Below are 12,609 nucleotides of genomic sequence, written 5' to 3' on the forward strand. Positions count from 1 at the left end.
ATATTTCAAACAAAAGGTTTTAGATTGTTGTGTTCTTATTACGCATTTGATATATTTACTTTGAAGATCATTAAAATCTAGAAAAAGAGGCGGACGTATGGATAAAAAAGAAAATACGGTCGTATTGTTTCCGCAACTATCAGAACGCTATATTGATGAAGGCTTTTTAGCGCTGAAAGAGCGGGAATTCGAAGATGCATTGCGCTGCTTTGAAATATTACGTCAGTATAATGCAGAAACGGAACAAACGGAATTAGCTTCCGTTATTTGTTTGCTGGAATTAAAACGTATGGAAGAAGCGAAAGACAAATGTGAACAGTTGCTTGAAACAGGAGCTGTCTTATTTGGTGATATTCTTGAAACGTATGTGACGATTTTAGTTCAAACAAATGATTATGAAGGCGTTATTGAAACTGTTGAAAAAGTTTTGCGAACGAAAGATATAATGCCTGAGCAAAAGGAAAAATTAGCGCAACTCGCTTTATTTGCAGAAGGTATGCTAAATGAAGAAGACACGTCGCTAATTGATTCAAATTTCGAATTGGATGAATTTACTAAGGAGATTTTTGGAGAAAACTTTGGGCAAAAGCTGAGAGCGATTCAACAGATTTCGTTAAAAGACTTGGATCTCGCATTACCTGTTTTAAAGAAATTTTTAATAGACGAAAAGCAACATCCTTATTTGAAAACTTCTATTTTGTATAAAATGATAGAAAATCAAGTAGAAGAAGAGATAGAAGTAGAAAAGTTTGGAAATAGGGTTAAAGTGATTCCAGCATTTACAGGTCATAATGAGGAGCAATCCGATAACATTATACATACATTATCAAGCCGATTGGAGCAAAATTATCCCGATATATTTAGTGCGATGGTTGTATATTGGAAAGAATTACAAATTAGCGTTTTCCCATTTGCACTATTAATGGATAAAGTAGAGATTTGGGCTGCTGTTTTAGAGAGAATTGGAAGAAAACGTTTCGGATTGGCTATTGATGAAGAAGAACTTATGACAGCATATAATATTGAATTAGAAGAGTTTCATATTGCCTATCAATGGTTATTGCGTGTTGAAAGAGAAGGATATTTGCCCGTATAATTATGAAAAAGAATCGTTCAGTTCTTGAAACGAGCATATTCTATGTTATAATGTAAGGGTTGCAAAAGGCAGAAATCTGCCTGTTTGTAAGAGAAGAGAAGTGTAATTCTCTTACTTAATATGTTTCATATTAGTCTCGAACAAAATATACCGTAGTTGTCTTTTAGACAACTAGTAGATTGGAACATTATATCTGAAAGCATTTGCTAGAGGATTATTTGTACATTTATTATTTCGAAAGAGAGATAATGAATATTTTGATCTATAAAGGTATGTGCATACATTATTATAGTTGGAGGGAAAGAATAAATGGCTGCAAAATGGGAAAAATTAGAAGGTAACGTAGGCGTTTTAACAATTGAAGTTGATGCTAAAGAAGTAAACAACTCTATCGACGCTGCGTTCAAAAAAGTAGTAAAAACAATCAACGTACCAGGTTTCCGTAAAGGAAAAATGCCTCGTCCGTTATTCGAACAACGCTTTGGTATCGAATCTTTATACCAAGATGCTTTAGATATCATCTTACCAAAAGCATACGGTGAAGCAATCGATGAAGCTGGTATCTTCCCAGTTGCTCATCCTGAAATCGATATTGAGAAGTTCGAAAAAAATGCTAACCTTATCTTCACTGCAAAAGTTACAGTGAAACCTGAAGTTAAATTAGGTGAGTACAAAGGTTTAGCAGTAGAAAAAGTTGAAACAACTGTAACTGACGAAGATGTAGAGAATGAAGTAAAAGCTTTACAAGAGCGTCAAGCTGAACTAGTTGTTAAAGAAGAAGGAACTATTGAAAATGGTGATACAGCTGTAATCGACTTCGAAGGTTTCGTTGATGGCGAAGCATTTGAAGGCGGAAAAGGCGAAAACTATTCTCTTGCAATCGGTTCTGGTACTTTCATCCCAGGTTTCGAAGAGCAAGTAATTGGTCTTAAATCTGGTGAGTCTAAAGACGTTGAAGTATCATTCCCAGAAGAGTACCATGCTGCTGAATTAGCTGGCAAACCAGCAACATTCAAAGTAACAATTCACGAAATCAAAACAAAAGAACTTCCTGAGTTAAACGACGAGTTCGCTAAAGAGGCTGACGAAGAAGTTGCAACTCTTGATGAATTAAAAACAAAACTTCGTACAAACTTAGAAGAAGGCAAAAAGCACGAAGCTGAGCACAAAGTACGTGACGAAGTAGTAGAATTAGCTGCTGCTAACGCTGAAATCGATATTCCAGAAGCTATGATCGACACTGAGTTAGATCGTATGGTTCGTGAATTCGAGCAACGTTTAAGCCAACAAGGTATGAACCTTGAGCTTTACTACCAATTCACAGGTACTGATGCTGACAAATTAAAAGAGCAAATGAAAGAGGATGCACAAAAACGTGTAAGAATCAATCTTGTTCTTGAAGCTATCATTGAAGCTGAAAACATCGAAGTTACTGAAGAAGAAGTAACTGCAGAAGTTGAAAAAATGGCTGAAATGTACGGTATGCCAGTAGACGCTATCAAGCAAGCTCTTGGAAGCGCAGACGCTTTATCTGAAGATCTTAAAGTGCGTAAAGCTGTAGACTTCTTAGTAGAAAACGCTGCATAATAAAATAACAAGGCGCGATTTTAATCGTGCCTTGTTTTATAAATATAGAAATATATTTATAAAACTTTTCGATGAAGAAGGAAAAGTTCCTTTATAAGTCGAATATACATATTTCAAAAGTTTTAAAAACTTTTTATTTGTACATAACTAGTCATATTATTTGTATTTCTCGCTACGTAGTGACATAATATGTATTTACATACGATACATTTATCGTGTACATACGAAGGCAAGAGGTTAGCACTTTGTAAGGGGTGTGAAAATATGTTTAAATTTAATGATGAAAAAGGGCAATTAAAATGTTCTTTCTGTGGTAAAACACAAACGCAAGTTCGAAAGTTAGTTGCAGGTCCAGGTGTTTACATTTGTGACGAGTGTATCGAGCTTTGTACTGAAATTGTACAAGAGGAGCTTGCGAAGGACGAAGAAGTAGAATTCAAAGATGTACCGAAACCGGTAGAAATTCGTGAAATCTTAGATGAGTATGTCATCGGACAAGATAACGCGAAAAAAGCACTAGCGGTAGCGGTATATAACCATTACAAACGTATTAATTCTAACAGCAAAATTGATGATGTAGAATTAGCGAAGAGTAATATTTCACTTATTGGGCCAACAGGTAGTGGTAAAACATTATTGGCACAAACATTAGCGCGTATTTTAAATGTTCCATTTGCAATCGCGGACGCAACATCTTTAACAGAAGCTGGATACGTTGGGGAAGATGTAGAAAACATTTTACTAAAACTAATTCAAGCGGCTGATTATGATGTAGAAAAAGCAGAAAAAGGAATTATTTATATTGATGAGATTGATAAAGTGGCACGTAAGTCCGAAAATCCATCAATTACACGTGATGTATCTGGTGAAGGTGTACAGCAGGCACTTCTGAAAATTTTAGAAGGTACTGTAGCAAGCGTTCCACCTCAAGGTGGTCGTAAGCATCCGCATCAAGAATTCATTCAAATTGATACAACGAATATCCTATTCATTTGTGGTGGAGCGTTTGATGGCATTGAGCCAATTATTAAACGTCGCCTTGGTGAAAAAGTAATTGGATTTGGTTCAGAGAAGAAAAATGCTGATGTAAATGAAAAGCATGTTCTATCTCACGTATTACCAGAGGACCTTTTAAGATTTGGTTTAATTCCAGAGTTTATCGGTCGTCTTCCAGTTATTGCGAACCTAGAGCCACTTGATGAAGATGCTCTTGTTGATATTTTAACGAAACCGAAAAATGCACTTGTTAAGCAATTCCAAAAACTGTTGGAGCTTGACGATGTTGAGTTAGAGTTTGAAGAAGGCGCACTGATTGAGATTGCGAAAAAAGCAATTGAACGTAAAACAGGTGCTCGTGGACTTCGTTCTATTATTGAAGGCTTAATGCTTGATGTAATGTTTGAACTTCCATCTCGCAAAGATATCGAGAAGTGTATTCTTACGAAAGAAACAGTAGCTGATAATGAGCCACCGAAATTGGTGCTACAAGACGGTACTGTACTTGATACAAAAACATCTGCATAATGCGAAAGAGAAACAGCAATTTTTATAATTGCTGTTTTTCTTTATGTTTAGCTACGTTCTTCCGCGGAAATACTAAATGATAAAACATTGCGGGAGGAAATAAATGATGAGCTGGACAAATATATTTTTACTTGTTCAACTTGTTTTTGGTGTAATTGTCGGATTATATTTTTGGCACTTACTTCGAAATCAGCGAACACAAAAAGTTTCAATTGATCGAGAATCAAAAAAAGAATTAGAACAGCTTCGTAAAATGCGTGAGATTTCTCTAACAGAGCCGCTTGCGGAAAAGGTGCGCCCTACATCCTTTTTAGATATTGTAGGGCAAGAAGACGGGATTAAGTCGTTAAAAGCGGCTCTTTGTGGTCCGAATCCGCAACATGTAATCATATATGGCCCGCCAGGTGTCGGAAAGACAGCGGCAGCGCGTCTTGTATTAGAAGAGGCGAAACGAAATCCGAAATCTCCATTTCGTACGAATGCAACATTTATCGAACTTGATGCGACGACAGCTCGGTTTGATGAACGTGGTATTGCAGATCCTTTAATTGGCTCGGTTCATGATCCGATTTATCAAGGTGCTGGTGCGATGGGGCAAGCAGGTATTCCACAACCGAAAAAAGGCGCAGTAACAGATGCACATGGTGGTATTTTGTTTATTGATGAAATTGGTGAACTACATCCGATTCAAATGAACAAAATGTTAAAGGTGTTAGAAGATCGAAAAGTATTTTTAGAAAGTGCGTACTATAGTGAAGAGAATACGATGATTCCAACGTATATACATGATATTTTTCAAAAAGGTTTACCAGCAGATTTCCGCTTAGTTGGAGCGACAACACGTTCACCAGAGGAAATTCCACCTGCTATTCGGTCTCGTTGCTTAGAGGTATTTTTCCGTGAGCTAGATACAGAAGAAATTCAAAAAGTAGCGAAGAATGCAGCCGACAAAGTGGAAATGCAAATCGGTGAGAACGGTATTGAAATGATTGGTATGTATGCAAGGAATGGACGAGAAGCAATTAATCTCGTGCAAATCTCTGCTGGTATGGCGATAAATGAAGAACGTTCTTTCATTAAAGATGAAGATATAGAGTGGGTTGTTCATTCAAGTCAGCTTGCACCGAAATATGAAAAACGTATTTACCCTATTCCGAGGATCGGTCTTGTAAACGGACTTGCTGTATACGGACCGAATACAGGAGCGTTATTAGAAATAGAAGTAACAGCAATCACGGCGAAAGATAAAGGGTCGGTAAATGTTACCGGTATTGTAGAAGAGGAAAGTATTGGTAGCCAAACGAAATCAATTCGTCGTAAAAGTATGGCGAAAGGTTCTGTAGATAATGTATTAACAGTACTTCGTTCTTTAGATGTGTTGCCAGAAGGGTACGATATACATATTAATTTTCCAGGTGGTATCCCGATCGATGGTCCTTCTGCAGGGATTGCTATGGCAACGGGTGTTTACTCAGCCGTGCATCGTACATATGTGAATAATGAAGTGGCGATGACGGGTGAAATAAGTATACATGGAGAAGTGAAGCCTATTGGTGGTGTATACGCAAAAATAAAGGCTGCGAAAAAAGCAGGAGCTAAGAAAGTCATTATTCCTGCTGAAAACATGCAACCGTTTTTGTACACAATAAAGGGAATTGAAATCATTCCTGTTCGTAAGTTAAAAGAAGTATTTGAGCTAACATTTATGCAGGAAAATATGCATCGAGAGCTTGATGTACATACTACTGTAGACGAAACAGATGCACAATCCATGTGAGAATGAATGATAATAAAATTTGCCAGACTTCGTTTAAGTTTGTATGCTTAAGCGGAGTCTTTTTTTCTTTTCATAAGGGAGAAAAAACAAGGGATTTACAATTGCTCAGAATCTCTGCAATTGCATCTAGATGTATTGTAATATAAAATAGTTGAACAGGAGTTTAATTTATTATGGAGGTGCTATGTCTAGTATGAATACGAATGAAAGAATCGTACCCCTCCTACCATTAAGAGGCGTTCTCGTATATCCAACGATGGTTCTGCATCTTGATGTAGGACGTGATAAATCGATACAGGCACTAGAGCAGGCGGCAATGGATGAAAATATCATCTTTTTAGCGATGCAAAAAGAAATGAATATCGATGATCCGAAAGAAGATGACATATATAGTGTAGGTACAGTGGCGAAAGTGAAGCAAATGTTAAAATTGCCGAACGGTACGCTTCGTGTCCTTGTAGAAGGTTTACATAGAGCAGAAGTAGTAGAGTTTATCGAGGAAGAAAATGTAGTACAAGTTTCTATTAAAACGGTAACTGAAGAAGTGGAAGATGATTTAGAAGAGAAAGCTCTTATGCGTACGTTACTGGAGCATTTCGAACAATATATTAAAGTTTCGAAAAAAGTATCAAATGAAACATTTGCAACGGTAGCTGATGTAGAAGAACCAGGAAGACTAGCTGATTTAATTGCTTCTCACTTGCCAATTAAAACGAAACAGAAACAAGAAATTTTAGAGATTGTATCTGTGAAAGAACGATTACATACACTTATTTCAATTATTCAAGATGAACAAGAGTTACTTAGTTTAGAAAAGAAGATTGGACAAAAAGTGAAACGTTCAATGGAACGCACGCAAAAAGAATATTTCTTACGTGAGCAAATGAAGGCGATTCAAACTGAACTTGGCGATAAAGAAGGTAAGGGCGGGGAAGTTGAAGAACTTCGTGAGAAAATTGAACAGTCAGGAATGCCTGAAGAAACAACGAAGGCTGCACTGAAAGAATTAGATCGTTATGAAAAGCTACCAGCAAGTTCTGCGGAGAGCGGTGTTATTCGCAATTATATTGATTGGTTATTAGCACTTCCGTGGACAGAAGCGACAGAGGATATGATTGATCTTGTTCATTCTGAAGAGATTTTAAACAAAGATCATTACGGTCTTGAAAAAGTAAAAGAGCGAGTGCTTGAATATTTAGCTGTACAAAAATTGACGAACTCATTAAAAGGACCTATCCTTTGTTTAGTAGGCCCTCCAGGGGTCGGGAAAACTTCGTTAGCTCGTTCAATTGCGACATCATTAAATCGTAATTTTGTCCGTGTATCCCTTGGTGGTGTGCGTGATGAATCTGAAATTCGTGGTCACCGTCGTACATACGTTGGAGCAATGCCGGGACGCATTATTCAAGGTATGAAAAAGGCGAAAACAGTTAATCCAGTCTTCTTATTAGATGAGATTGATAAAATGTCTAACGATTTCCGTGGCGATCCATCAGCAGCATTACTTGAAGTGTTAGATCCAGAACAAAATCATAACTTCAGTGATCATTACATTGAAGAACCATATGATCTATCGAAAGTTATGTTTGTAGCAACCGCTAATACACTTTCAAGTATTCCGGGTCCATTACTTGACCGTATGGAAATTATTTCGATTGCTGGGTATACAGAACTGGAAAAGGTGCACATTGCTCGAGAGCATTTATTGCCGAAACAATTAAAAGAGCATGGCTTACGAAAAGGTAATTTACAAGTACGTGATGAAGCGCTTCTTGAAATTATTCGTTATTATACACGTGAGGCTGGTGTTCGTACGCTAGAGCGCCAAATTGCAAAAGTTTGTCGTAAAGCAGCGAAAATTATCGTTACAGCGGAACGTAAACGTATTGTTGTGACAGAGAAAAATATTGTAGATTTACTTGGTAAACACATATTCCGTTATGGGCAAGCAGAGAAAACAGACCAAGTCGGAATGGCAACCGGGTTAGCTTATACAGCAGCGGGCGGCGATACACTTGCAATTGAAGTGTCCGTAGCGCCAGGTAAAGGGAAATTAATTTTAACAGGGAAACTTGGGGATGTTATGAAAGAATCAGCACAAGCTGCGTTTAGCTATATTCGTTCTCGTGCCGAAGAGCTTCATATTGATCCAAATTTCCATGAGAAAAATGATATTCATATTCACGTTCCAGAAGGAGCAGTTCCAAAAGATGGACCGTCAGCAGGTATTACGATGGCAACGGCACTTATTTCTGCACTAACAGGTATTCCTGTAAGTAAAGAAGTTGGTATGACAGGTGAAATTACACTTCGTGGCCGTGTATTACCAATTGGTGGATTGAAAGAAAAAACATTAAGTGCTCATCGCGCAGGCTTAACAAAAATTATTTTGCCAGCAGAGAACGAGAAAGATTTAGATGATATTCCAGAAAGCGTAAAAGAAAATCTTACGTTTGTGCTTGCATCTCATTTAGACGAAGTATTGGAGCACGCATTAGTAGGAGTGAAACAATGAAAGTAACAAAAGCAGATATTGTAATTAGTGCTGTTAAACCAGAACAATATCCAGACAGTGATTTACCAGAAATTGCATTAGCAGGTCGTTCAAATGTCGGGAAGTCTTCCTTCATTAATAAAATTTTAAATCGTAAAAAGTTAGTACGTATTTCTTCTAAACCAGGAAAAACGCAAACGCTGAACTTTTTCTTAATCAATGAAATGATGCATTTTGTTGACGTTCCAGGTTATGGATATGCGAAAGTATCTAAAACGGAACGTGCAGCATGGGGCAAGATGATTGAAACGTACTTTACAACACGTGAGCAATTAGATGCAGCTGTATTAGTAGTAGATTTACGTCACCAACCAACAAACGATGATGTGATGATGTATGATTTCTTAAAGCATTATGAAATTCCAACAATTATTATTGCGACGAAAGCCGATAAAATTCCGAAAGGGAAATGGCAAAAGCATTTAAAAGTTGTAAAAGAAACGCTTGCTGTTGAAATTGGCGATGAAATCGTTCTATTCTCTTCTGAAACAGGACTTGGAAAAGAAGAAGCGTGGAAGGCAATTCATAAAATGACAAAAACAAAAAACGCGTGACGAATGTCGCGCGTTTTTTGTTTGTATAAATTTTTAGCGTACGTTTAATGTTACTTCAATATTCCCTCGTGTTGCTTTAGAGTACGGACATACACCGTGAGCGGCTTCTACAAGTTCTTGTGCTTCGGCATGAGAAACGCCAGCGACATGTACGTCAAGTACAGCAGATAGTCCGAAACCACCATCTGTATCTTTTCCGATAGAAACGTGAGCAGTTACTTCTGTACTTTCCACTTTCACTCGTTTTGTACGAATGACAAGTTGCAATGCACTATCAAAACAAGCGGCATAACCAGCGGCAAATAGTTGCTCAGGGTTTGTTGCTTCCCCGCCAGCACCACCTAATGCTTTCGGCATTTTTACATCAAGATTTAATATGCCATCATCTGAAACTACTTTCCCGTTTCTTCCACCTGTTGCTGTTACTGAAGCAGTATATAATTTATCCATGTTTATTCCCCTTTTCTATCATTTATTGTTTTCATTGTTTCAATTAGTTTATTTAATTGGGTTAATAAAGAACGATACTCTTGCTCTCTAATTCCTAAATTTGTAGCCATCGTTTTCGGTAATGAACAAGCCTTTTCTTTTAAATCTTTACCTTGTTCTGTTAATTCAATACAAACTTTTCGCTCATCTTCTTTTGAACGAACACGTTTTACAAGGTTTAATGATTCCATCCGTTTTAGCATAGGTGTTAACGTGCCGGAATCTAGAAATAGACGTTCTCCAATTTCTTTTACTGTTAGTCCGTCTTGTTCCCATAGTACAAGTAAAGTAATGTACTGAGGGTACGTAATACCCATTTCGTCTAAATACGGTCGATAAAAACGTGTAACCTCTCTAGAACAGGCGTAAATAGAAAAACAAAGTTGGTTATCTAGATGCAAAGAATCTTCTATCATGAATAACTCCTTTCTTTTTAAATTGTGCACAATTTAATTTTGTAAAACCAATATAACGAAAAATAAATACAATGTCAAATACATTGTATTGAGAAAGTGTGTGCTATATTTTGGAACAATCATACATATTTTCCTTCATGATGAAAGAAGATAGGAAAGATGATGTTATAATTTATATGGAATAGTTTCCATCACTTGATTATGAGGACTTTTTTTGGTAACGTACAAATAGAGTTATTAATTTATAATCATTATAAAGTAGGGAGCTTTTTATTAGTTTTACTGAATCTCCTTTATTACATACGGAGAATATATAAAAAATAATCGGTTGTTCACACGATTGTCAGATTCATAAGAGGAAAGTTGTATTATGATAGTAGATAAAGTGATAAAACGGGTGAAGGGGGACATGCTGCGTGCATATTCTTGTTGTTAGTGTAAATTATCGAACAGCCCCTGTAGAATTTCGTGAGAAACTCACATTTCAGGCAGCAGAGCTAGAACAAGCAATGACTACATTACAAAGTCAAAAGAGCGTGTTAGAAAATGTCATTGTATCAACTTGTAATCGCACTGAGATTTATGCTGTTGTCGATCAATTACACACGGGACGGTATTATATTAAGAAATTTTTAGCTGATTGGTTTCAGCTTGAAATAGAAGAAGTCGCACCATATTTAACTATTTTTGAACAAGATGGTGCAATAGATCATTTATTCCGCGTAACGTGCGGTTTAGATTCTATGGTAGTTGGAGAAACGCAGATTTTAGGTCAAATAAAAGATAGCTTTTTAGAAGCGCAACAAGTAAAAGCGACAGGTACAATTTTTAATGAATTGTTTAAGCAAGTCATTACGTTAGCAAAACGTGCTCACTCAGAAACAACAATTGGTGAGAGTGCAATGTCTGTTAGTTATGCTGCTGTTGAACTTGGAAAGAAAATATTTGGTGAGTTAACAGATTGTCATGTACTTATTCTTGGTGCTGGTAAAATGGGAGAACTTGCATTACAAAATTTATACGGAAGCGGTGCTCGTAAAGTAACCGTTATGAATAGAACGCTTTCAAAAGCGGAAGTAATGGCTGAGAAATATATGGGACATGCAAAATCTTTAAGTGAATTACAATGTGCATTATTAGAAGCGGACATTTTAATTAGTTCCACTGGTGCATCAGAGTATGTCATTACGAAAGAGATGATGACAAAGGTAGAGAAAATGCGCTCTGGTCGTCCTTTATTTATGGTTGATATTGCAGTGCCACGTGATATTGATCCAGCAATTGATGAGTTAGAAGGTTCTTTCTTATATGACATTGATGATCTGCAAGGAGTAGTGGAAGCAAATCGTGCGGAGCGTTTGAAAGAAGCAGAGAAAATTCAATTTATGATTGAAGAGGAAATTGTTCTATTTAAAACGTGGTTAAGTACACTTGGTGTTGTTCCGTTAATAGCAGCTCTTCGTGATAAGGCACTTGTAATTCAAAGCGAAACGATGGAAAGTCTTGAACGAAAAATACCAAATCTTAGTGATCGTGAGAAAAAAGTAATTAGTAAGCATACGAAAAGTATTATTAACCAATTATTAAAAGACCCAATTTTAGTAGCAAAAGAAATAGCTGCTGAAGAGGGAGCGGGCGAAAAATTAGCGTTATTTGCAAAGATTTTTGATTTAGAAACGGAAGAAGTAGAGAGTCGTGCGGAAGAAGTAGAACATAAAAGAGTGTGGACACCATCCGTTCCATCTTTATAATTTGGAAGGATGATCGGATGAGTTTTTTAAATAACAGTATTATTTATCATATTGCAATTATTTTATATGCTTGTAGCATTAGTTTATATTTTATAGATTATTTCCAAAGTAACCGAAAGGCGAACCGATTTGCTTTTTGGTTACTTTCGATTGTATGGGTATTGCAGTCTATTTTTATGTTGCTTAGGGCGACAGATTCAGAAACGAATCCCATTTTAACTTTATTATCAGGGATTTATTTTTATGTTTGGTTATTGATTACGATGTCGTTAGTCATAAATCGATTTATGCGCGTTGACTTTTTAGTCTTCTTTACAAATGTTGTAGCATTTGGCGTAAGCGCCTTTTCTATTTTTACACCGCTCGGAAAGATGTCGCCAGTACTTGCAGAGCAATTAGTTTCAGAACTTGTATACGTGCATGTTGGAATGGCGATTATTTCTTATGCAACGTTTACGGTATCGTTTATTTTTTCTATTATGTATTTACTGCAATATCGCCTATTAAAAAAGAAAAAGTGGAATGCGAGATTAAGAAGGTTAGGGAATTTGCCGAAGCTTGAATCTACGTCTTACGGGTTAAATTTATTTTCTGTTCCATTTTTCTTACTAGCAATTTTATTAGGATGCATATGGGGATATACAAAATTGGACAATTTTCATTGGTATGATACGAAAGTAATCGGTTCGTTTGTCGTTCTATTTGTATATTGTACGGGCTTGTATTTACGAGCGGCAGATGTGTTGCAAGGGAAGAAAATTGTACTGTGGAATGTAGGGGCCTTTCTCGTAATGCTAGTTAACATTTTTCTATTAAGTAGTTTATCTAATTTCCACTTTTGGTATTTATAATGAGGAGAGA

At 36.6% G+C, this 12,609-nt stretch carries 10 protein-coding genes; 8 read left to right on the forward strand and 2 right to left on the reverse strand.

Going from position 1 to position 12,609, the window contains the following annotated elements:
• Positions 1-97: 97 nt before the first annotated feature.
• The 6 genes from JDS81_RS01220 (at position 98) to ysxC (ending at position 9,092) form a co-directional block, all read left to right on the forward strand.
• Complete coding sequence (locus tag JDS81_RS01220) at positions 98-1,096, forward strand: hypothetical protein (RefSeq protein WP_000358251.1); 999 nt, start codon at positions 98-100, stop codon at positions 1,094-1,096.
• Positions 1,097-1,405: 309 nt separating this feature from the next.
• Positions 1,406-2,683, forward strand: a complete 1,278-nt coding sequence (gene tig, locus JDS81_RS01225) for a trigger factor (RefSeq protein WP_000729257.1) — start codon at positions 1,406-1,408, stop codon at positions 2,681-2,683.
• A gap of 264 nt (positions 2,684-2,947) precedes the next feature.
• Entirely contained in the window at positions 2,948-4,207 is a 1,260-nt protein-coding gene (gene clpX, locus JDS81_RS01230) for an ATP-dependent protease ATP-binding subunit ClpX (protein ID WP_000472286.1), read from the forward strand.
• Between the two features lie 106 nt (positions 4,208-4,313).
• A complete protein-coding gene (gene lonB / locus JDS81_RS01235; RefSeq protein ID WP_033657339.1) occupies positions 4,314-5,984 on the forward strand; it encodes an ATP-dependent protease LonB in 1,671 nt (556 codons plus the stop codon).
• 184 nt (positions 5,985-6,168) lie between these two features.
• Positions 6,169-8,499, forward strand: coding sequence for an endopeptidase La (gene lon, locus JDS81_RS01240; RefSeq protein ID WP_000097313.1), 2,331 nt, complete (start codon positions 6,169-6,171; stop codon positions 8,497-8,499).
• The gene (ysxC, locus tag JDS81_RS01245; protein WP_000869123.1) at positions 8,496-9,092 is read left to right on the forward strand and encodes a ribosome biogenesis GTP-binding protein YsxC; all 597 of its coding nucleotides are present in this window, start codon (positions 8,496-8,498) and stop codon (positions 9,090-9,092) included. The genes lon and ysxC overlap by 4 nt, the downstream gene beginning before the upstream one ends.
• 33 nt (positions 9,093-9,125) lie before the next feature.
• Here the strand turns inward: ysxC and JDS81_RS01250 are convergent, their stop codons facing one another.
• Together JDS81_RS01250 and JDS81_RS01255 are read right to left on the reverse strand one after the other, a co-directional pair.
• The gene (locus JDS81_RS01250; RefSeq protein ID WP_000359777.1) at positions 9,126-9,542 is read right to left on the reverse strand and encodes an organic hydroperoxide resistance protein; all 417 of its coding nucleotides are present in this window, start codon (positions 9,540-9,542) and stop codon (positions 9,126-9,128) included.
• Positions 9,543-9,544: 2 nt separating this feature from the next.
• Positions 9,545-9,997 carry a MarR family winged helix-turn-helix transcriptional regulator gene (locus tag JDS81_RS01255; protein ID WP_097952338.1) on the reverse strand — a complete coding sequence of 151 codons (453 nt, stop codon included), beginning with the start codon at positions 9,995-9,997 and terminating at the stop codon, positions 9,545-9,547.
• 416 nt (positions 9,998-10,413) lie between these two features.
• On the opposite strand from JDS81_RS01255, the gene hemA reads away from it, so the two are divergent.
• A complete protein-coding gene (hemA, locus tag JDS81_RS01260) occupies positions 10,414-11,748 on the forward strand; it encodes a glutamyl-tRNA reductase (protein WP_000547854.1) in 1,335 nt (444 codons plus the stop codon).
• Positions 11,749-11,765: 17 nt separating this feature from the next.
• The gene (locus JDS81_RS01265) at positions 11,766-12,599 is read left to right on the forward strand and encodes a cytochrome c biogenesis protein (protein WP_000009003.1); all 834 of its coding nucleotides are present in this window, start codon (positions 11,766-11,768) and stop codon (positions 12,597-12,599) included.
• Positions 12,600-12,609: the final 10 nt, after the last annotated feature.

The sequence above is a fragment of the Bacillus cereus group sp. N31 genome, from assembly GCF_016483245.1.
In the GTDB taxonomy this organism is placed as follows: Bacteria; Bacillota; Bacilli; order Bacillales; family Bacillaceae_G; genus Bacillus_A; species Bacillus_A toyonensis.